At 72.8% G+C, this 21,177-nt stretch carries 18 protein-coding genes; 13 read left to right on the top strand and 5 right to left on the bottom strand.

Features of this window, described 5'->3' with window-relative positions; genetic code table 11:
* Nucleotides 1-88: 88 nt before the first annotated feature.
* Entirely contained in the window at nt 89-658 is a 570-nt protein-coding gene (locus C2865_RS25355; protein ID WP_106401058.1) for a TetR/AcrR family transcriptional regulator, read from the bottom strand.
* Nucleotides 659-767: 109 nt separating this feature from the next.
* Here C2865_RS25355 and C2865_RS25350 point away from each other — a divergent pair, with 109 nt between their 5' ends.
* The gene (locus tag C2865_RS25350; protein WP_198653583.1) at nt 768-1,778 is read left to right on the top strand and encodes an NADP-dependent oxidoreductase; all 1,011 of its coding nucleotides are present in this window, start codon (nt 768-770) and stop codon (nt 1,776-1,778) included.
* 109 nt (nt 1,779-1,887) lie between these two features.
* On the opposite strand, the gene hemC is transcribed toward C2865_RS25350, so the two are convergent.
* On the bottom strand, nt 1,888-2,823 hold the full coding sequence (gene hemC, locus C2865_RS25345; RefSeq protein ID WP_198653582.1) for a hydroxymethylbilane synthase: 936 nt from the start codon (nt 2,821-2,823) through the stop codon (nt 1,888-1,890).
* Between the two features lie 157 nt (nt 2,824-2,980).
* On the opposite strand from hemC, the gene C2865_RS25340 reads away from it, so the two are divergent.
* The gene (locus C2865_RS25340) at nt 2,981-4,201 is read left to right on the top strand and encodes an erythromycin esterase family protein (RefSeq protein ID WP_106401055.1); all 1,221 of its coding nucleotides are present in this window, start codon (nt 2,981-2,983) and stop codon (nt 4,199-4,201) included.
* Between the two features lie 249 nt (nt 4,202-4,450).
* Nucleotides 4,451-6,298, top strand: a complete 1,848-nt coding sequence (locus C2865_RS25335) for a sulfatase-like hydrolase/transferase (protein WP_232835805.1) — start codon at nt 4,451-4,453, stop codon at nt 6,296-6,298.
* A gap of 137 nt (nt 6,299-6,435) precedes the next feature.
* On the opposite strand, the gene C2865_RS25330 is transcribed toward C2865_RS25335, so the two are convergent.
* Nucleotides 6,436-7,950, bottom strand: coding sequence for an MFS transporter (locus tag C2865_RS25330; RefSeq protein WP_106401053.1), 1,515 nt, complete (start codon nt 7,948-7,950; stop codon nt 6,436-6,438).
* Nucleotides 7,951-8,169: 219 nt separating this feature from the next.
* On the opposite strand from C2865_RS25330, the gene C2865_RS25325 reads away from it, so the two are divergent.
* From C2865_RS25325 to C2865_RS25300, 6 genes are all read left to right on the top strand, one after another.
* Nucleotides 8,170-9,108 carry an RNA polymerase sigma-70 factor gene (locus tag C2865_RS25325; RefSeq protein WP_106401052.1) on the top strand — a complete coding sequence of 313 codons (939 nt, stop codon included), beginning with the start codon at nt 8,170-8,172 and terminating at the stop codon, nt 9,106-9,108.
* Between the two features lie 128 nt (nt 9,109-9,236).
* Nucleotides 9,237-10,214, top strand: a complete 978-nt coding sequence (locus C2865_RS25320) for an AraC family transcriptional regulator (protein ID WP_106401051.1) — start codon at nt 9,237-9,239, stop codon at nt 10,212-10,214.
* Between the two features lie 132 nt (nt 10,215-10,346).
* The gene (mhpA, locus tag C2865_RS25315) at nt 10,347-11,936 is read left to right on the top strand and encodes a bifunctional 3-(3-hydroxy-phenyl)propionate/3-hydroxycinnamic acid hydroxylase MhpA (protein ID WP_106401050.1); all 1,590 of its coding nucleotides are present in this window, start codon (nt 10,347-10,349) and stop codon (nt 11,934-11,936) included.
* Entirely contained in the window at nt 11,933-13,024 is a 1,092-nt protein-coding gene (locus C2865_RS25310; protein WP_110554891.1) for an alpha/beta hydrolase, read from the top strand. Before mhpA ends, C2865_RS25310 begins: the two co-directional genes overlap by 4 nt.
* On the top strand, nt 13,021-13,887 hold the full coding sequence (locus tag C2865_RS25305; RefSeq protein WP_106401049.1) for a dioxygenase family protein: 867 nt from the start codon (nt 13,021-13,023) through the stop codon (nt 13,885-13,887). Before C2865_RS25310 ends, C2865_RS25305 begins: the two co-directional genes overlap by 4 nt.
* Nucleotides 13,888-13,889: 2 nt before the next feature.
* Entirely contained in the window at nt 13,890-14,942 is a 1,053-nt protein-coding gene (locus C2865_RS25300; protein WP_106401321.1) for a maleylacetate reductase, read from the top strand.
* Between the two features lie 82 nt (nt 14,943-15,024).
* Here C2865_RS25300 and C2865_RS25295 read toward each other — a convergent pair whose 3' ends face one another.
* Nucleotides 15,025-15,432 carry a MerR family transcriptional regulator gene (locus tag C2865_RS25295; protein ID WP_106401048.1) on the bottom strand — a complete coding sequence of 136 codons (408 nt, stop codon included), beginning with the start codon at nt 15,430-15,432 and terminating at the stop codon, nt 15,025-15,027.
* Between the two features lie 49 nt (nt 15,433-15,481).
* Between C2865_RS25295 and C2865_RS25290 the strand changes: the two genes are divergently transcribed.
* The gene (locus C2865_RS25290; protein ID WP_106401047.1) at nt 15,482-16,366 is read left to right on the top strand and encodes an NAD(P)-dependent oxidoreductase; all 885 of its coding nucleotides are present in this window, start codon (nt 15,482-15,484) and stop codon (nt 16,364-16,366) included.
* Nucleotides 16,367-16,482: 116 nt separating this feature from the next.
* Here C2865_RS25290 and C2865_RS25285 read toward each other — a convergent pair whose 3' ends face one another.
* Complete coding sequence (locus tag C2865_RS25285; protein WP_106401046.1) at nt 16,483-16,896, bottom strand: VOC family protein; 414 nt, start codon at nt 16,894-16,896, stop codon at nt 16,483-16,485.
* 127 nt (nt 16,897-17,023) lie between these two features.
* Here C2865_RS25285 and C2865_RS25280 point away from each other — a divergent pair, with 127 nt between their 5' ends.
* The 3 genes from C2865_RS25280 to helR all read left to right on the top strand — a co-directional run bounded on the left by C2865_RS25280 (nt 17,024) and on the right by helR (nt 21,051).
* The gene (locus C2865_RS25280; RefSeq protein ID WP_106401045.1) at nt 17,024-17,893 is read left to right on the top strand and encodes a sigma-70 family RNA polymerase sigma factor; all 870 of its coding nucleotides are present in this window, start codon (nt 17,024-17,026) and stop codon (nt 17,891-17,893) included.
* A gap of 78 nt (nt 17,894-17,971) precedes the next feature.
* Nucleotides 17,972-18,385, top strand: a complete 414-nt coding sequence (locus tag C2865_RS25275; protein WP_106401044.1) for a hypothetical protein — start codon at nt 17,972-17,974, stop codon at nt 18,383-18,385.
* 500 nt (nt 18,386-18,885) lie between these two features.
* Nucleotides 18,886-21,051: an RNA polymerase recycling motor ATPase HelR gene (gene helR / locus C2865_RS25270; RefSeq protein WP_106401043.1), complete on the top strand. Its 2,166-nt coding sequence runs from the start codon at nt 18,886-18,888 to the stop codon at nt 21,049-21,051.
* Nucleotides 21,052-21,177: the final 126 nt, after the last annotated feature.

The raw sequence follows: 21,177 nt of genomic DNA, 5'->3' as shown, positions 1-21,177 counted from the left end.
GGGTGGGCCTTCGTCGGCCTGCGGACCGCCGGTGGATGCCCCTCCCGGTTCGCGGGCGGACGCACGCGCCCGCCTCCGCGGACCAGGTTCACGGCTCGGCGCCTCCGCTCCCCTCGCTCGTCAGGATCGCGCTCACGACGACGTGGAAGAGGTGGTCGGCGCGCGGCGCGGACGAGGGCTGTTCGCCGAGCCAGGCGAGCGACCCGGCCAGGGCGAACAGGTCGGCGCCGTCGATGTCGGTTCGCGCCACGCCCCCGGCCTGAGCGCGGGCGAGGAGCCGCGCGCCGGACGCGCGCATCGTGACGCACGAAGCGTGCAGCGCGGACTCCTCGTCTTCGATGGCCGTCATCATCGACGTGATGGCGCCGCGATAGTCCCGGGCGCAGGCGACGAAGTCCCGCAGCCACGACACCAGCGCGTCTGCGGGTGAGTTCGACTTCTCGAGCCCGTCCGCCTTCGCCGTCAGCTCGTCGAAGCTCGTGCGGAGCAGGGCGTCGAGCAGCGCCTCGCGCGTGGGGAAGTGGCGGAGCAGCGTCGCGAGCCCCACATTGGCCCTGCGTGCGATATCGCGCAGCGACACGTCGGCGCCCTGCTCGGTGATGGCGGTGCCCGCGACCGCGAGCAGGTGGTCGCGGTTCTTCCTGGCGTCTGCCCGCATACGTCCCCTTGACTAAACGGATCGGTGGTCCATATATTCGGATCAGTGGTCCATATAGGTGGACCACTGATCCGAATAAGCCTATCCCGCGGTGCGGGAAGGAGAGACGATGCCGACACACACGATGAGGGCGATCCGGCTCCACGAGCACGGCGGCCCCGAGGTCCTGCGTGACGACGAGGTGCCGGTTCCCGAGCCGGGGCCGGGCGAGGTGCTCGTCCGCGTGCACGCGGCCGGCGTCAACCCCCCCGACTGGTACCTGCGCGCCGGGATGTCCGGCCTGCCTCCGGAGACGAGGCCGAAGTTCGACCTGCCCGTGATTCCGGGGACCGACCTGTCGGGCGTCGTCGAGGCGGTCGCCGCGGACGTGGACGGCCTCTCCGTCGGCGACGAGGTCTTCGGCCTCCTTCGCTTCCCCGGCTTCGACGGCAGCGCCTATGCCGAGTACGCGGCCGCGCCCGCGTCGGACCTCGCGCTCAAGCCGGCCGGCATCGATCACGTGCACGCCGCCGGGGCGCCCATGGCCGGGCTCACCGCGTGGCAGTTCCTGATCGAGCTCGGACACGACCACCCGCCCACCTTCCAGGCGGCGAAGCACCGTCCGGTGCCCCTCGACGCCGGCATGACGGTGCTCATCAACGGCGCCGCGGGCGGCGTGGGCCACTTCGCGCTGCAACTGGCGAAATGGAAGGGCGCGCGTGTCATCGCGGTGGCATCGGGCACCCACGAACCGTTCCTGAGAGAACTGGGCGCCGACGAGTTCATCGACTACACCCGGCACCGTCCCGAGGAGGTCGTACGCGATGTCGACCTCGTTCTCGACACCGTCGGCGGCCCCGACAGCAGACGCCTCCTGCACACCCTCAAGCGCGGCGGCTCCCAGTTCCCCGTGTTCCCCGGCCGATTCGACGAAGAAGAGAACGCGAAGCTGGGCGTCACGGTCTCCATCACCCAGGTCCGCTCGAACGGCGCGCAGCTCGCCGACCTGGGGCGCCTGCTCGACGCGGGCACGGTCCGCGTCGCGATCGACAGCACGTTCGCGCTCGCGGACGCCCGGGCAGCGCACGAGCGCGCCTCCCGAGGCCACATCCAGGGCAAGATCGTACTCACGGTCGCCTAGGAACGGGCCGCTCCGCCGACGGGCGTCGCGGGAAGCCCGTGGAGAGCGGCCGACTTCTGTGGCCGAGACCGCCGAGCGGGCTTCGAAACGGCGCCGGAACCGCCGCCCTTCAGTGCGGGATGGCGTCGATGACCTCCCGTGCCCCCTGGCGGAGCAAGGCGAGGGCCACGGCCGTGCCGAGGGCCTCGGGGTCCGACGCCCCTGCCTGTTCGTGGGCGTTCAGGACGGTCCTGCCGTCCGGGCTGAAGACCTTGGCACGCAGGGAGAGCCGCCCGTCGGCACCGTGACTGGCGTACCCGGCGACGGGCGAGTTGCAGTGCCCTCGCAGGACGTGCAGCAGCGTCCGCTCGGCGGTGGCCTCCCGCCACGCGGCGGGATCGTTCAGCGCGCCCGCCGCGGTGGCCGTCTCCTCGTCGTCCTGGCGGCACTGGAGGACCAGGACGCCCGCGCCGAGCGGCGGGCACATCATCTCGAGGTCGAGGATGTGGCTGATTCGCTCCTGCCGTCCGATCCGCCGTAGCCCGCACACGGCGAGGATCAACGCGTCGCACTCGAACGCGTCGTACTTCTCCAGCCGGCGGTCGGCGTTGCCGCGGATCGGCACGCAGCGCAGCCCCGGATGGGAGGCCGCCAGCTGGGCGACGCGCCGGACCGATGACGTTCCGACCCGTGCTCCCGCCTCCTCCAGCTCGTCCAAGGTAAGGCCGCCGCGGTGGACGAGGGCGTCACGCAGGTCCTCGCGCGGAAGGAAGGCCGCGAAGGCCGTCCCCGGCGGCAGGGGTCGGTCGGCGGGGACGTCTTTGAGGCAGTGGACGGCCAGGTCGGCCTCCCCGGTCAGGAGCGCGGCGTCGACCTCCTTCGTGAACGCCCCCTTGTCTCCCGGTCGGCTGAGCGCGCCGGACCACCGGTCGCCCGCGGTCGTCACCGGAAGCAGTTCGACGGCGAGGCCGGGATACGCGCTTCGCAGGCGGGCCGCCACGAGGCGGGCCTGCGCCATCGCCATGGGAGAGGAACGGGTGACGATACGCAGAGGGTGTTCTCGCACGAGGTGAGCCTACGAGGATTTCTCGTGCTCCGAGAGTTCTTCACCGGAGAGGCCCGCAGCCGACCGGGGCTGATCAGCCTTTTGAGGGTTTTGCCTCATAACCCGGCTGAAGTTTAGGAAAAGTCTCAATTGAGTGTTCAAAGATACCGTTGCATGCATGGTCACTGACATCAAAGACGCCGTTCGTTCCGTCGATGCCGCAGCCGTCATGGGGCTGCTCCCGGCCCGGCCGCGGATGCTCGCGCTGGGCGAGCCGACCCACGGCGAGGACACCCTGCTCGACCTGCGCAACGAGCTCTTCCGGCAGCTCGTCGAGCAGGAGGGGTACCGGTGGATCGCGATCGAGAGCGACTGCATGATGGGGCTGGTCGTGGACGACCACGTCATCTCGGGCACGGGGAGCCTCGACGAGGTCATGGCGGGCGGGTTCAGCCACGGGTGGGGGGCGTCCGCGGCCAACCGCGAGCTCGTGCGCTGGATGCGCGCCTACAACGACGGCCGGCCCGCCTCAGAAATGGTCCGCTTCGCCGGTTTCGACGGGCCGCTGGAGATCACCGCCGCCGCGAGCCCCCGGCAGTCCCTGACCGCGCTCCACGATCACCTGGCGGCCAGGGTGGACGCGGGGCTGCTGCCCTGCACCGCGGAGACGCTCGAGCGCCTGCTCGGCGCCGACGAGCGGTGGACGAACCCCGCCGCGATGATGGACCCGTCCCGGTCGGTGGGGCAGTCGGCCGAGGCCGGGCGGCTGCGGCTGCTCGCCGACGACCTGGTGGCGCTGCTCGACGCGCAGACGCCGGACCTGATCGAGGAGCCCTCGCGGGACGGCTGGAACAGGGCGCGCCTGTACGGGCGCACCGCCACCGGCCTGCTGCGCTACCACTTCTGGATGGCCGACACGTCGCCGAGCCGCCTGGCGCGGCTGGGGGGCCTGCGGGACTCGATGATGGCCGACAACCTCTTCGCCGTCGCCGAGCAGGGCCCCGTGCTGGTCCACGCCCACAACGGCCATCTCCAGCGCCACAAGCTCACGATGAGCATGGGAGGGCTGCCGGTGAGCTGGTGGAGCGCCGGCGCGATCGTGAGCGCCCGCCTGGGCGGGGAGTACTCCTTCCTGGCCACGGCCCTCGGCACGATCCGGCACCGGGGAGTGCACGCCCCGCCGCCGGAGACCCTCGAAGGGCTCCTGTACGCGCTGCCGGAGGACCGCTACGTCGTCGACGCCTCCCGGCTGGCCACCGCCCTCGGTGACGCGCGGCCCGTCCCCCGCGTGTCCCCCTACTACGGCTACTCCCCGCTGGACCCGGCCCACCTGCCCGGAAACGACGGGATCGTGTTCGTCAGGGACGTCCCGCGGACCGACCCTGACGGGGAGGCATGACCGCCCACGTCGCAGGACCGGGCTCGGCGAGCGGCGGCGTCCCGCCGCCCGCCCGGCGCGGTCTCGGGGGGGCACGGGGTGCGGCGTGCGCGGCCCTTTCCGGGCGAGGACTCATGAGACCCCTCGGTGAGCGCGGCAGGCCGCCTCCCTTCGCGTGGCCACATGCGGCGGTTGACATCCATGGCCGCCGCACGGCATCTGAGATCATCACCAGTCGCCTGCAAGAGGTAGAAACAGATGGTTTCGTGGATGTCGCGCAGAAGGATGCTGGCCGCGAGCGCGGGGGGCCTGCTCACCGCGGGCCTGGCGGACCAAGCCGGTGCGCAGGAGGCGCGGGGGCCGAACATCCTGTGGCTGGTGAGCGAGGACAACAACCCGTTCATCGGCGCTTACGGGGACCCGCTGGCGCGCACGCCCACGCTCGACCGCCTCGCCCGCGAAGGCGTGCGGTACGAGAACGCCTTCTCCAGCGCCCCTGTCTGCGCGCCGTCGCGGTTCGCGATCCTGACCGGGATGCCGCCGGAGAGCTGCGGACCCGCGCAGCACATGCGGGCCGAGGGGAACATCCCCGCCTTCCTGCGCGGGTACCCCGAGTACCTGCGCCAGGCGGGCTACTTCTGCACGAACAACGAGAAGACCGACTACAACGCGCCCTTCCGCCCCGCCGAGGTGTGGGACCTGTCCGGGCCCTTCGCGCACTGGAGGCGGCGGCCGAAGGGCAAACCGTTCCTTTCGGTGTTCAACACGAGGATCACCCACGAGACCAGCCTGTTCCTCACCGGCGCGGGGCGGACCCGGCCCGAGGACGTGCGGGTGCCCGCCTACCTGCCCGACACCCCGCGGATCAGGGCCGACCGGGCCCGCTACCACGACCGCATGGCCGAGATGGACTCCTGGGTCGCCGCGCGCCTGGACGAGCTGGAGAAGGACGGCCTGGCCGACGACACGATCGTCTTCTACTACTCCGACAACGGCGGCGCCCTGCCGCGCAGCAAACGCCACTGCTACGACAGCGGCCTGCGCACCGCCCTGATCGTCCGATTCCCCGACAAGTGGGCCCACCTGGCACCGGCCGCACCCGGCTCCGCCGTCACCGAGCCCGTCACCTCCCTCGACCTGGCCCCCACCGTGCTCGCCCTGGCCGGGATCCGGCCTCCCGCCCACATGCGCGGCACCCCCCTGACCCGCCGGAGCCGGCCCGCCTACGCCTTCGCCGTGCGCAACCGCATGGACGAGCGCTATGACATGGTCCGCACCGTGCGCGACGAGCGCTACCGCTACATCCGCAACTACAGCCCGCACCGCCCCTGGGGCCAGCACCAGGCCTACGCCTGGCAGCAGAAGGGCTACCAGGACTGGGAGCAGGCGCACCTCGACGGCACCCTCACCGACGTCCAGGACCGCTTCTGGCGCACCAAGCCCGCCGAGGAGCTCTACGACCTGCGCGCCGACCCCGACGAGGTGGCCGACCTCGCACGCGACCCCGCCCACCGCGCCGTCCTCGACCGGCTCCGCAAGGCCCTCGACGCGCATCTCCTGGACGTCAACGACAACGGGTTCATCCCCGAAGGCTCCCCGCTGGAAGGCTACGACCAGAGCCGCGCCCCCGGCGCCTACCCGCTGCGCCGCGTCCTGGACGTCGCCGCGACCGCCATCCGGCGCGACCCCGCCCGGCTGCCCCTGCTCGTCCGCGACCTGGACGACGGCAACGAGGTCGTCCGCTACTGGGCGGCCTCCGGGCTGCTCATGCTCGGCAAGGACGCCGCTCCGGCGGCGAAGACCCTCGCCGGACGCCTGAAGGACGAACCGTCGCCCCAGGTCCGCGTCGTGGTCGCCGAGACCCTGGCGCTCCTGGGCCGCACCGCGCAGGCGGTGCCCTTCCTGGCCGACACCCTGGACCGCCACCCCGACCCCGGAGTCCGGCTGCAGGCCCTCAACTCCCTCACCTACCTCGGCGACGCCGCCGAGCCCGCCCTCCCCGCGATCAGGCGCGCCGCGTTCTCCGACGACGCCTACCTGCGCAACGCCGGACGCTATCTCTGGCTCGTCCTGCGCGACGCCTACCGCCCCGGCGTCCGGGTCTACTTCCCCCTGTGACCCGAACCCCTCCCGGCCGGAGGGCGAACCGGTGCACCGCCGTTCGGCCGGAGCCATCGGCTCCGGCCGAACGGCACGGGCAGGCCTCTGCGCGGTCGGCCCCCGGGCGGGCTCGTAGCCGGCCGGCGCGCCGGCGGTCAGCCCGCCGGGACCGGCTCCTCGACGGTCCCGGCCTCGTGGTCGCCGCCCGCCGCACCGGTCTGCCGGTCGGGCGCCTTGGCGTTGATGAGGACGCCCGCGACCACCGCGGCCAGCAGGATGATGCCCGCGGAGAGCCAGGTCGCCACGGAGTAGCCGTGCACCGTCGCCTCCGCCAGCGCCGCCCTCACCTGCGGCGCCTGCCCGGCGGGGTCGACCCGGTGGTCGGCCAGCCGGTCCGCGGTCGCGCCGGCCGCGATCGTGTTGAGCAGCGCGATGCCGACCGAACCGCCCACCTGCTGCATGGTGTTGAGGGTGGCCGAGGCCGCCCCCTGCTCGTGCGGGGCGACGCGGCCGGTGGCCGTGGAGATGGCCGCCATGAAGGTGACGCCCATGCCGAGGCCCATCATGCAGATGCCCGGCAGGACGTGCCCGGAGTAGGTGGCGTCGACGCCCATGGAGGCCAGGAAGGCCAGGCCTCCGGCGGCCAGTACCAGGCCGGGCACCATCAGCGCGCGGGCCGGCACCCGGTGCAGCAGCCGCGCCGAGATCTGCGTGGAACCGATGATCATGCAGGCGGTCATCGGCAGGTAGGCCACCCCGGTCTCCAGCGGCGACCAGCCCTTGATGCCCTGCAGGTAGTAGGTCAGGAACAGGAAGACGCCGAACATGGTGACGGTGACCAGGACCATCGTCAGGAAGGCGCCCGCCCGCTGGCGGTCCTTGACGATGTGCAGGGGCAGCAGCGGCGTCCGGGCGCGGGTCTGCCACAGCCAGAAGACCCCGAGGACCACCACGCCGCCGATCAGCAGGGCCAGTACCCGGGTGTCGTCCCAGCCGCGGGACTCGGCCTCGCCGAAGCCGTAGACGACGGACAGCACGCCGGCGGTGCCCAGCACGGCGCCCGGGACGTCCAGCCGGGCACCGGTGCCGCGGCCCGGGTCCTTGAGCGTCACGAGCGCGCCGACCACCGCGACGGCGGCCACCGGGGCGTTGACGTACAGGCACCAGCGCCAGTCCAGGTACTCGGTCAGGAAGCCGCCGACCAGCATGCCGACGGCACCGCCGGCGCCCGCGAGGGCTCCGAACACGCCGAGCGCCTTGCCGCGTTCGCGCGGGTCGGTGAAGGTCGTGTTCAGCAGGGACAGCGCGGCGGGGGCCAGCAGCGCGGCGAAGACGCCCTGCAGGGCGCGGGCCGCGAAGAGCATGCCGGGGCCGGTGGCGGCGCCGCCGAGCGCGGAGGCGCCGGCGAAGCCGATCAGGCCGATGATGAAGCTGCGCCTGCGTCCGAACAGGTCGCCGAGGCGGCCGCCGAGCAGCAGCAGACCGCCGAAGGCCAGGGTGTAGGCGGTGATGGCCCACTGCCGGTTCCCGTCGGTCATGCCGAGGTCCTGCTGGGCGGACGGCAGGGCGATGTTGACGATGGTCATGTCCAGCACCACGATCAACTGGGCGAGGGCGATGACCACCAGCCCCCACCAGCGGCGGGGGTCGGGCAGAGCTGTGTCGTTCATGTACCGGGCTACCTTCTCCGTGTGAGCGCCCGGGACCGGAGGCCTTTCCTTCCCGGTCCCGGCTCGTGGCGTCCTGACGAACACCAGACGCCGGCGTCCCGGCCCCTGTGACACCCGCGATCGTGTGACGTGGGCCACCGGCCGCGGGTGTCACAGAACGGCGGGGACCGGCGTCTTGTGCGTGTGGCAGGACCGAGGGCGAAGGGGCGGGAGCCGGGCATGAGCGAGCGCAGTGAACCGATCGCAGACGCAGCCGGACCGCCCGGCCGTGCAGAGCGCGTGGACCGCGCCACCGGGGCGTTCGTCGCCCACCGCAACCTGCTCTTCACCGTCGCCTACGAGATGCTCGGCTCGGCCGCCGACGCCGAGGACGTCCTGCAGGAGACCTGGCTGCGGTGGGTGGGCGTGGATCTCGGCACCGTACGGGAGGAGCGCGCCTACCTGGTGCGGATCGTCACCCGGCAGGCGCTGGACCGGCTGCGTGCGCTCGGCCGGCGCAGGGAGTCCTACGTCGGGCCGTGGCTGCCCGAGCCGTTGCTGACCGCGCCCGATGTGGCCGAGGACGTCGAGCTCGCCGACAGCGTCTCGATGGCGATGATGCTGGTGCTGGAGACGCTCGCACCGACCGAGCGGGCGGTGTTCGTGCTGCGCGAGGTGTTCGACCTGGAGTACGGCGAGATCGCCGAAGCCGTCGACAAGACCCCCGCCGCCGTACGCCAGATCGCCCATCGGGCACGGGCGCACGTCGCCGCGCGCCGGCCGCGCGGCACCGTCTCCCCGGCCGAGACCCGGGCCGTGCTCCAGGCCTTCCAGCGAGCGGTCGAAACCGGCGATCTGCAGCGCCTGCTCGACGTCCTCGCGCCGGACGTCGTCGCCCTGAGCGACGGCGGCGGAGTCAAACGCGCCCTGCTGCGGCCCATCGTGGGGGCCGCGAAGGTGGCTCGCCTGCTGGCCAACGGCTGGTACAGGCATGGCATCGCAAGATCGGTCGAGCCGGTGCAGGTCAACGGCGGCCCCGGCCTGCTCGTCCGGATCAACGGGGAGATCGACGGCGTGCTGGCGGTGCGGGTCGGGAACGGCGGCATCACCGGCCTCTACCACGTGCGCAATCCCGAGAAGTTGTCGTGTGTGGGGCGGGAGACCGCCGTGAGCCGCTGAGCCGGGCCGCACCGTCGGGCCGCACATCGAGAACCGGATTCTCGATGCGGACGAGCACGCTTCGCCACAGGGCGCGGGTAGCATTCGGTGCGAAGCGACAGGGCCGATTCCATGGTTGCGAGGTGGGGATGTCGCGATTCGGGGTGCTGGAGCGGCACACGATCTTGCGATCGGCGGGCGTCGAGGAGTTCTGCGCCGGGGTTTCGGCGTTCTTGACCCCGCACCGCCTGGTACCCGCGGACCGCGGCGACGTCAGGTCCGATCTGGCCGCGGTGTCGCTGGGGCCCGTCACCCTGGTGTACGGGAGCAGCACGGGAGGCGCGCTCGGGGCGGAGCTCACCGAGCAGGTGTCGTACTACGACGTGAATCTGGCGCTGGCGGGACGCAACCTGCTGAGCGCCGGTGACGCCGACGTCCTGGTCGCGGAGCGGACCGCGGGGATCATCTCGCCGCGCATGCTGGCGAAGATGCGGCTCAGCGACGGCTACCGCCAGCTCCACGTGCGCATCGAACGGCACGCCCTGGAGCGCCATCTGGAGGAGCTCCTCGAGCGGACGGTCCCCGGGCCCATCGGGTTCCGTCCCGCCATGGACCTGACCGTTCCCGCGGCCGCCTCGTGGGCGCGGGCCGTGCGGCTGCTGGTGCGCGACCTGGAGGGCTCCGGCGGGCTGGCGATGATGGGAGAGCACAGCCCGTGGGCGCGTTTCCTCATGACCGGGCTGCTCCTGGCGCAACCGCACGACTACTCCGAGCAGCTCGCGGCGCGGCGGATCGGCCCCAGCCGGCCGGGCCCGCTCAAGCGCGCCATCGACCTGATCGAGGCGAGCCCCGAGAAGGAGCACACCGTCGAACGGCTGGCCGCGAAGACGGGGGTCTCGCAGCGCTCCCTCCAGCGGTACTTCAAGGAGCACACGGGCGTCAGCCCCAGGGAGTTCCTGCTCAGGACGCGCCTGGAACGCGCCCATCGGGACCTGCAGGCGGCGCGGCCCGGCGGCGCGACGGTGGCCGACATCGCGCTGCGCTGGGGTTTCACCCACGTGCCGCGCTTCGCGGGAAGCTACCGCGAGCACTACGGCGTCCCGCCGTCGGAGACCCTCCGGTCCTGATCATGTGACCGCCGGCACAACCCGTGGCGTGCCCCGGATCACCCTGTCGGGTACCGGATCGGACGAAACGGTGATGTTGCCTAGCGTCGATCCCGTCATCAGGAGCGCAGGCTCCTTCGAACGGGAGAGACCATGAACAACGAGTACGACGTCGCGATCGTCGGTTACGGACCGACCGGCCTCGTCCTGGCGTCGGCCCTGGGCAAGCGGGGGCACCGCGTCGTGGTGTTCGAGCGCTGGCCCAGCCTGTACGGCCTGCCGCGGCTGACGCACATCGACGGCGAGACGGCGCGGATCATCCAGTCGGCGGGCGATTTGGAGCACGCCATGCGGGACGCCCTCCCGGTGTCGGACTACCGCTACCTCAACGGCGCGGGCGAGCAGCTGCTCGAACTCGACTGGAGCGGCTCCTCCGCGGGCCATCCCGCCCACATCTCCATGTACCAGCCCGACATCGAGGACGCCATCGACGCGCACGTGCGGGCCACCGGCAACGTCGAGGTCCACCAGGGCCGGTCCGTCGTGCGGGTCCAGCCGGACGGCGACCGGGTCGAGGTGACCGTCCGCCCCTGGACGCAGTCCCGCACCGGCCAGTGGTCGCACGCGGCAGAGGAACGCACCGTCACCGCGAAGTACCTGGTCGGAGCGGACGGCGCGAACAGCTTCGTACGCGCCTCCCTCGGCATCGGGCGCAGCGACAACGGGGTGGCCGACCGCTGGCTCAACATCGACACCGAACGGCTGCGGCCGCTGCCCGAGCGGTTCGCCCGCACGACCCAGTACTGCGACCCCGAACGCGGCCACATGCACATGCCGATCGGCAGGAGCCGCCAGCGGTTCGAACTCGCCGTGCTCGACGGCGAGGACCAGCACGACTACGAGGACCCCGCGTTCGCCTGGAAGTGGCTCGGCCGAACCCACGGACTGGGCCCCGACGACGTCAGGATCCTGCGCCAGGTCGTCTACACCTTCGAAGGACGGATCGCCGAGTCGTGGCGCCGCGGCCGCGTCTTCCTGGCCGGAGACGCCGCCCACACCACCCCGCCGTACATGGGCCAGGGCGCCTGCTCCGGCATGCGCGACGGCATCACGCTGGCCTGGAAGCTCGACCTCGTCCTGCGCGGCAGGGCCGGCGACGCGCTCCTGGACACCTACGAGGCCGAACGCCGCCCGCACGCGACCGCGATCACCGAGATCTCGTCGGCGCTGGGCAAGGTCGCCAACACCCACGACCCGCGGGAGGCCGCCGCACGCGACGCCGCCTTCCGTTCCGGACAGGCCGCGCCGCCGCCGCCGTTTCCCACGCTGACGGACGGGGTGGTGCACCGGACCGCCGACGGCGTTCCGTCGCCGCAGGCCGGCACGCTCACCCCCCAGGGCGTCGTGCGGCGCGGTGCGGCCGAAGGGCTCTTCGACGACGTCGTCGGCGCAGGGTTCAGCGTCGTGGCCTCCGCCGACGTGCGCAGCCTCCTCTCCCCCGGGCAGCTCGCGTTCCTCGCCGACCTGCCCGCGGTCACCGCGACGGTCGCGCCCGGCGCCCCCGACTCGGTCGAGGACGTCGAGGGCGCCTACGCCGCCTACTTCGCCGCCGAGGGAGTGCAGGCCTTCATCGGGCGACCCGACTTCCACCTGTTCTGGGCGGGCTCCCTCGCCGAACTCCCGGCGGCCGTCGACGCGCTGCGCGACCGGCTCGCCTGGACCACCGAAAGGACCCCGGCATGAAGAACGCGAACCCGGCGGCCGGCCTCCCCCCAGCCGACGTCCTCTGGCGTGCCATGCCGATGACGAGGCTCCTGGACTGCGGCATGGACCACGCCGACGCGCTCGCGCTGCGCAGGCTCACCGGCGAGGGGGTGCCCTGGGACATCGCGGCCGAACGGCTCGGCGACGCCCAGACCGAGCGGGCCGCGGCGGCCGAGGCCGACGGACGGCACGTCACCTCCGGCGAGGCCTACCGCGCCGCGATCGCCTGCTACCTGTTCGCGCAGATGGCCTTCAACTTCGACGACGCCCGCAAACGCGAGCTGTACGCGCGGATGAGCGACGCCGCGGCCGGCGCGGGACGGGTGGCGACTCCGGCCTGGGAGCGGATCGAGCCGCCCTTCGAAGGCGGTCGCCTCACCGGCTGGCTGGTCCGGCCGGCCGGACCGGCGCGCGGCACCGTCGTGATATTCGGCGGGCAGAGCGGCTGGGGCGCGGCCTACACGCGCCAGGCCGAGGCCCTCAACCGGCGGGGGATCGCCGCCCTGCTCGCCGAAGGCCCCGGACAGGGGGAACCCCGGCTGACCGGCGGGATCCACCTCGACGTCGATGTGCGCGCCGCCTACAGCGGCTTCGTCGACGAGGCGGCCGCGCGTCCCGGCCTCGGCACGGGCATCGGCCTGTGGGGCAACAGCATGGGCGGCCTGTTCGCCGCGACGACCGCGGCGTCCGACCGGCGGGTGAACGCGGTGTGCGTCAACGGCGCCCCCGCACGGCCGCGGCTGCTGGCGTTCCGCGCCTTCGCCGAGCAGGCCGCCGCGATGCTCGGCACCACCGACCCCGAGGCGGTCCGGCGCAACTTCGACCGGATCGCGCTGCGGCCCGAAGACCGGATCTCCTGCCCGGTCCTGGTGCTCCACGGCGGAGCCGACCAGATCGTCGCCCTCGACGAGCAGCGCCCGTTCCTCGACGCCGCCGACCACGGCGATGCGACACTGCGCGTCTGGGAGGACGGCGAGCACACCCTCTACAACCACGCCGACGAACGCACCGCCTACGTCGCGGACTGGTTCGCCGACCGATTCGCCGAGATGGGAGAGCGATCATGAGCATGGACGCCACCGAGACGGGAGTGGTCGAAGAAGCCGCCGCCAGCTTCGACGGCACGCCCGACGCGCGAACCCGCCAGGTGCTCCAGGCGGTGACCCGCCACCTGCACGCCCTCGTGCGGGAGCTGCGGCCGACCCAGCGGGAGTGGGAGCAGGCCGTCGACTTCCTCACCGCCGTCGGGCACGCCTGCACCCCGACCCGGCAGGAGTTCGTGCTGCTGTCCGACGTACTCGGAATCTCCACCCTGGTCGAGACGATCAACACCGATCCGCGCGGCACCCAGGGCACCGTCCTCGGCCCGTTCCACATGACCGAATCACCCCGCCGCGCGCTCGGCGACACGATCGACCTCATCGGGACCGGGACGCCGTGCGTGGTGACCGGCCGCGTCACCGACGAGACCGGCGCCCCCGTGCCCGGCGCCTCACTCGACGTGTGGCAGTGCGACGAGCACGGCTTCTACGACGTGCAGCGGCCGGACGAGCAGCCGCCCGGGAACGGCCGAGGCCTCTTCACCGCAGACGAGCACGGCCGCTTCCGGTTCCGGACCGTCGTGCCCAGCCACTACCCGATCCCCACCGACGGCCCCGTCGGCGGACTGCTCCAGGCCGCCCGGCGCCACCCCTACCGGCCGGCGCACATCCACCTCATCGCCGAGGCCCCCGGCATGCGCCCGCTGACCACGCACCTGTTCGTGGCCGACAGCCCCTACATCGACGGTGACGCGGTGTTCGCCGTCAAGAGCGGTCTCATCGTCGAGTTCACCGAGGTCGCCGACCCGGACGAGGCCCGGCGTCACGGCGTGCCCTCGCCCTTCCGGCACGCCGACTTCCCCGTCCGGCTCACCAGGGAAGACGCGTGATCATGTCCTTCACCTACGAAGCCCTTCCCATGCGGGTCGTCTTCGGCCCCGGAAAGTTGTCGGCGCTGCCCGCCGAGACCGCGCGCCTCGGCGTGCGGCGGGCCCTGGTGCTGAGCACTCCCGGGCAACGCGACCTCGCCGAGCGGGCGGCGTCCCTCCTGGGGGACCTCGCCGCCGGCGTGTTCACCGGTGCCCGCATGCACGTCCCGGCGACGACCGTGGCGGACGCCCTCGACCGGGCCGCCCGGGTGGACGCCGACGGCTACGTGGCGATCGGCGGCGGCTCGACCGTCGGGCTCGCCAAGGCCCTCGCCCTGCGGAGCGGGCGCGCGACCCTGGCGGTGCCGACGACCTACGCCGGTTCCGAGATGACCCCCATCTGGGGCATCACCGACAACGCCCGCAAGCAGACCGGCCGAGACCGCGAGGTCCTGCCGCGGACCGTCCTGTACGACCCCGAGCTCACCGTGGCGCTCCCCGTACAGATGTCGATGACGAGCGGACTCAACGCCATGGCCCACGCCGTCGAGGCGCTCTACGCGCCCGACGGATCGCCCGTCGTCGCCGCGATGGCCGAGCAGGGCGTGCGCGACCTCGCGACCGCCCTGCCGCGCCTTCTGGAGACCCCCGCGGATCTCGCCGCCCGCACCACGGCGCTCCAGGGCGCGTGGCTGTCCGGCGCCTGCCTCGGCGCGACCACGATGGGCCTGCACCACAAGCTGTGCCACACGCTGGGCGGCATGCTCGACCTCCCCCATGCCGAGACGCACGCGGTCGTGCTCCCGCACGTGGCCGCCTTCAACCTGCCGTCCGCCCCCGCCGCCCGCCACGCGCTCGCCCGAGCGCTCGGCGCCGCCGACCCGGCCCGCGCCCTGGGCGCCCTCGCCGACGCCCTGGGCGCCCCCCGGGACCTCCGCCGGCTCGGCGTCCGCGAATCGGACCTCCCGCGCGTCGCCGCGGAGGTCCTGGCCCGCCCCTATTCCAACCCGCGTCCCGTCACCCGCACCGACCTGACCGCCCTGCTCCACCGCGCCTGGTCACGGCAAGCCGTCTGACCGCAACCCCTGCGCCCGCGCACCTGCGGAGGCCGCCGCACGCTGCTCCGGCCTCCGCGCTCCCCACCGGGCGGGGCGCCGGTCAGGCGGGGACGGGCTCCTGGCCGGCACCGTCGAAGGGCGGGTAGTTCTCACCGCTCATGCGATCGGCCGCGTCGATGTATTCGGCGAGGGCTCTGCGGGACTCGGCGAGCCTGTCCATCTGATCGTCCAGCCGCTGCAGCCGTGAACGCATCGCGGCCAGCAGTTCAGGACACCCGAGCAGCTCCGGAGCCTCTCCGATCGCGCAGGGCAGCAGGTACGCGATGTCCTCGGAGGACAGGCCGGCGCCGAGCAGGTGCCGGATCTGCCTCACCCGCAGCACGGCGTCCTCGCCGTACTCGCGGTAACCGTTCGTGCCGCGGTCGGCCTCCAGCAGGCCCTGCGCCTCGTAGTAGCGCAGCTGGTGGGCGTTGACGCCCGTCCGGCGGCTCAATTCCCCGATCCGCATCGCAACCTCACTTGACCTTCATACCGGTATGAACGTTGACGATGGTGCCATGAACCACGACACCGCTACACCTGTGACGATCATCGGACTCGGACTGATGGGCCGGGCGCTCGCCGAGGCCTTCCTGAAGGCCGGGCACCCCACGACCGTGTGGAACCGTACGGCCGCCAAGGCCGACCGGCTGGTGGCCGCGGGCGCCCTGGCGGCCCCGACGGCCGGCGACGCGCTCAAGGCGAGCCCCCTGACGATCCTCTGCGTCACCGACTACCGGGCCGTACGCGAGCTGCTCGACGCGAACGGCGGCGAACTGGCCGGCACGACCCTGATCAACCTGACCTCGGGCGACTCGGCACAGGCCCGGGACACCGCCCGGTGGGCCGAGCAGCACGGCGCCCGCTACCTGGACGGCGCCATCATGGCCGTCCCTCCCGCGATCGGGACCGCCGAGGCGGTCATCCTGCACAGCGGCCCGCAGGCCGACTTCGAGGCGCACAGGTCGACGCTCGGCGTGCTCGGCACCGTCACCTACCTCGGCGCCGACCACGGGCTGGCGTCCCTGTACGACGTGGCCGGCCTGGCCATGATGTGGAGCGTCCTGAACGCCTGGCTCCAGGGCACCGCCCTGCTCAAGACCGCCGGTGTCGACGCCGCCGCGTACGCGCCGTTCGCCCGGCAGATCGCCGCCGGCGTGGCCGAATGGCTGCCCGGATACGCCGAGCAGATCGACAACGGCTCCTTCCCCGCCGAGGTGTCCGCACTGGAGACCGACGCGCGGGCGATGGCCCACCTGGTCGAGGAGAGCGAGGCGGTGGGCGTCAACGCCGAGCTCCCCAAGCTGATCAAGGCGATGGCCGACCGCTCGATCGCCGCCGGGCACGGCGGGGAGCAGTACCCCGTGCTGATCGAGGAGTTCAGCAGGCCCCACGCCGGCTGAGACGGCGCGGGGCCGGGCACCGCGAAGACCCCGGTGGTCCGGCGATGCCGGTCACGCCGCGGGGCAGCCCGTTCCGGTCGGGCCCGGCAGGGCCCGGCCGATGGTCTTCCCTGCGGTCATTCCGCGTAGGGCTGGTCCTTGCCCCGGTCGCTGTAGCCGAGGCTCCAGATGTAGCCGTCGGGGTCGGCGAAGGTGGCGCCGTAGCCGCCCCACGGCAGGGTGCCTGCGGGCTTGAGGATCGTGGCACCGGCCTTGCCGGCCTCCGCGACGATCTCGTCGACCCGCGCCTGGCCGCGGACGACGTAGGTCAGGACCAGCCCGCCGAAACCGCTGCCCTCGGGGCCGGTGCCCACCTGGGCGGCCAGGCCCTCGCGGTCGTAGAAGCCGACGGGCGAGGCTCCGTCGGACTCGAAGAACACCGAGACGCCCCAGTCGTTCTTGATCTTCCAGCCGAGGCCCTCGGTGTAGAACCGCTTGGCCCGGTCCAGGTCCCGGACGCCGAGCAGGATCGAGCTCACGTGCGCTTTCATGCCTTGTTCCCTTGTGTTCGAGGTGGGTGCCGCCGGATCCGGGCCCGGCCGTCCGGGCCCGGATGTCACATCGGCGTGGTTCCGCCGGTCAATCGGTATGACAGGCCCGGACGGAGGAATGTGACGGATGGTCGAGCAGGATTGGCTGAGCGAGCGGTTCACCGAGCACCAGGACCGCCTGCGCGCGGTGGCCTACCGGATGCTCGGCTCGCCCGGGGAGGCCGAGGACGCGGTGCAGGAGGCCTGGCTGCGCGCCGGCCGCGCCGACACGGGACGGGTGGAGAACCCGGCCGGATGGCTGACCACGGTCGTCGCCCGGGTCTGCCTGAACATGCTCGAGGCGCGCCGGGCCCGCCGTGAGGACCCGGCCGGGGCGCTGCCGCCCGAGCCGGCCGTGCCGCACGCGGGCGTCCACCCGGCCGGAGGGGCCGGACCCGAGGACGAGGCGCTGCTGGCCGACGCGATCGGCACCGCGCTGACGGTGGTGCTGGACACGCTGACCCCCGCCGAACGGCTCGCGTTCGTCCTGCACGACGTCTTCGCCGTGCCGTTCGGCGAGATCGGCGCCGTCATCGGACGTTCCCCGACCGCGGCCCGGCAGCTCGCCAGCCGTGCCCGGCGCCGGGTGCGGGGAGCGGCCGAGGCGTCCGACGCCGCGAGATCGGCTGATCGGGAGATCGTCGCCGCCTTCCTCGCCGCCTCCCGGAGCGGGGACTTCGCCTCCCTGCTCGAGCTGCTCGACCCGGACGCCGCGACCGGCGAGATCCGCGGCGCCCACGCGGTGGCGGCCTTCTTCGCCGGACGGGCCCAGGCCGCCCGGCTCGCCCTGGTCGACGGCGCACCGGCGGCCGTCTGGTCGCACCGCGGCAGGCCGAAGGCCGTCCTCACGTTCACCATCGGCAACGGGAAGATCACCCGCATCGCCGTCAACGCCGACCCGGACCGGGTCCTCGACCTCGACATCGTCTTTCTCCCCATCGGGGAGAGGCGGCGATGAGCCCTGCTCCCGTGCTGCCGGAGCATCCGAGCGTCAAGCCAGCTTGACGTCAAGCTGGCTTGACGAAATACTCGGGGCATGCCGACCCCCGAAGACCTCGAACGCCGGTTCACGTTGTCGACCGCGGTCGCCCGGCACGACGTGCTGCGCACCCGCGAAGCGCTGGCCTCCCCGGACGATGACGGCATCGAGCCGTTGACCCGGGAGGAGGCCCTGGAACTGCTGGCGCTCGGTGAGGTGATCGCGCGCAAGGCGGCGCAGGGACGCCAGCTCACCGTGCGGTCGGCCCGCAGGGCCGGTGCCTCGTGGACGCAGATCGGCGCCGCCCTGGGAACCACCAAGCAGGCCGCCTGGGAGGCGCACAACCGGTGGATCGACGAACAGGCCCGGCAGCCCGAGGACGGGCACTGGGGATGGGACGGCGACGAGGCGGCGGCCGCCCGTACCCTGGCCGGACGGCCCGAAGACGAGGCGACCGCAGAGCGGGCTTAGGAGCGGGCGACGGATCCACCCGGACCGGCGAAACAGCCGTCCACAGCGGGTGATCAAGGGGAGGGAGGAGTACCCACTCCTCTCCACTCTCAACTTATAGCGCACAGGGGGGCTTGCGGCAAGACCCCCGTCGTACCGCAGAATGACCGGCCGAGGCCGGAGCACCGAAGAAACAGGGGGGATGCGATGCCATCGCCATCCGGGTCGAACGGGAACGCCGTGCCGGCGGCGGGCCCCGCCGGCACGCCAGAAGGCGACGGCACCGCCCCGACGTACGGCCGCCCGCAGCCCCCCGACCGCGGCCCCGCCGAGCCGCCGCGGGGAGACACCGGTCGAGCACCACGCCCGGGGAGCCCGAACGGCTGACCGTTCCCGGCAGACGCCGCCGCGCCGCGCGCCACGGCCGCGAACGCGCCCCGCTCCCCCTCCCGTACGACCCGGACGCGCCGGACGCGCCGGACGCGCCGAAGAACCACGAACCACAGATCGGAACCACTGACATGAACCCTCTGCACACCAGCGCGTTCGACCTTCCCGAACACCTCGCCCCCAAAGCCGACCCCGCGCTGATCACCGGAGACGAACGCCACTTCGCGGCCATCGCGCAAAGCCTCGAACGTTCGATCGCCGCCCTGTCCGACCGCCTCGACGCCCTGCGCAGAACACCCGGCGGCACCGGACAGGCCGCCATGGACCGCGACATGGAGATCCACCGGCTGACCGCCCGCCTGCGCACCCTGCGCCGCTTCGGCCTCGACCTGTGCCTCGGCCACATGGTCGGCGCGGACGACCCCGAACCCGTGTACGTCGGACGGCTCGGCCTCACCGACGACACCGGCCGCCGCCTCCTGCTCGACTGGCGCTCCCCCGCCGCCGAACCGTTCTTCGGCGCGACCCACGCCCGCCCGATGGGCCTGGCCAGCCGCCGCAGGTACCGCTGGACCCGCGGAAGGATCAGCGACTACTGGGACGAGGTGTTCACCCCCGAAGGACTCCAGGGCCACACCGCGCTCGACGACCAGTCCGCCTTCATCGCCAGCCTGGGCGCCCACCGGTCGGCCCGGATGCGGGACGTGCTCGGCACCATCCAGGCCGACCAGGACGCCATCATCCGCGCGGGATCCCGCGGCGCCCTCGTCGTCGACGGCGGCCCCGGCACGGGCAAGACCGTCGTCGCCCTGCACCGCTCCGCCTACCTCCTGTACTCCGACCCCCGCCTCGGCCACCGCCGCGGCGGCGTGCTGTTCGTCGGCCCCCACCAGCCCTACCTCGCCTACGTCGCCGACGTCCTGCCCAGCCTCGGCGAAGAGGGCGTGCAGACCTGCACCCTGCGCGACCTCGTCGCCGAAGGAGCCGCCGCGACCGAGGAGACCGACCCGGACGTCGCCGCCCTCAAGGCCTCCGCGGACCTGGTGAAGGCGATCGAGAAGGCCGTCAGGTTCTACGAGAACCCGCCCGCCAAGGCGCTGACGATCACCACCCCCTGGTCCGACGTCCGGCTGAGCGCCGAGGACTGGGCCGAGGCGTTCGCCGCACCCGACCCCGGCACCCCCCACAACCAGGCACGCGACCGGATCCTGGAAGAACTGGTCACCATCCTGACGGACAACCACGACGGCGACGCCCCGCCCGGACTGCTCCGCAAGTCCCTGCTGCAGAACAGGGAACTGCTCACCGCCCTCAACAACGCATGGCCGCTGATCGAAGCGTCCGACCTCGTCGGAGACCTGTGGACCGTACCCGCCTACCTGCGGATGTGCGCCCCCTGGCTCAGCCCCGACGAGGTACGCAAACTACAGCGCGAGAACGCCCAGGCCTGGACGGTGTCCGACCTGCCCCTCCTGGACGCCGCCCGCCAACGGCTCGGCGACCCCGAGGCGGCACGGCACAGGCGCCGGCGCGAGGCGGCCCTCACCGCCCAGCGCGAGCACATGGCCCAGGTCGTCGAGACCCTCGTCGAAGCCGCCGAAAGAGCCGACCCGGACGAGAGCGGCGAAGGACTGGTGACGATGCTGCGCGGGCAGGACGCGCAGATCAGCCTGATCGACGAGACCGTGCTGCCCGACGCCGACCCGGACCTGCTCGCCGGCCCGTTCGCGCACATCGTCGTGGACGAGGCCCAGGAGCTCACCGACGCGCAGTGGCAGATGCTGCTGCTCCGCTGCCCGTCCCGGAGCTTCACCATCGTCGGCGACCGCGCCCAGGCCAGGCACGGGTTCACCGAGTCGTGGCGCGAGAGGCTCGAGCGGATCGGACTCGACCAGATCGAACTGGCCTCCCTGAGCATCAACTACCGGACCCCGGAGGAGGTCATGGCCGAAGCCGAGCCGGTCATCCGGGCCGCGCTCCCCGACGCCAACGTGCCGACCTCCATCCGCAGCTCCGGCGTCCCCGTCCACCACGGACCCGCATCGGACCTGGCGCCCCTCCTCGACGGCTGGCTCGCCGAACACGCCGACGGCACCGCCTGCGTCATCGGCGACCCCGCGTTCCGGGAGACGTCCCGCGTCCGGTCGCTGACCCCCGAGCTGGCCAAGGGACTCGAGTTCGACCTGGTCGTCCTCGTCGACCCGCAGAACCTCGGCGAAGGAATCGAAGGAGCGGTCGACCGCTATGTCGCGATGACACGCGCGACCCAGCGCCTCGCCATCCTCACGACCCCCTGACCCCACCGGCGAAGTGCCGCCGCGCCGCCTGCGGAGCGGCGCGGCGGCGCCTCGCCGCGCGCTCGAGGATCCCGGACCCCGACGGCCTACGCGGCACCGGCCGCGATCACCCCGTTTTTTCAGTGG

The organism is Actinocorallia populi (assembly GCF_002995495.1).
In the GTDB taxonomy this organism is placed as follows: Bacteria; Actinomycetota; Actinomycetes; order Streptosporangiales; family Streptosporangiaceae; genus Actinocorallia; species Actinocorallia populi.
The sequence above is the reverse complement of the archived record's forward strand: the minus strand, read 5'-3'. Positions and strand labels throughout refer to the sequence as shown.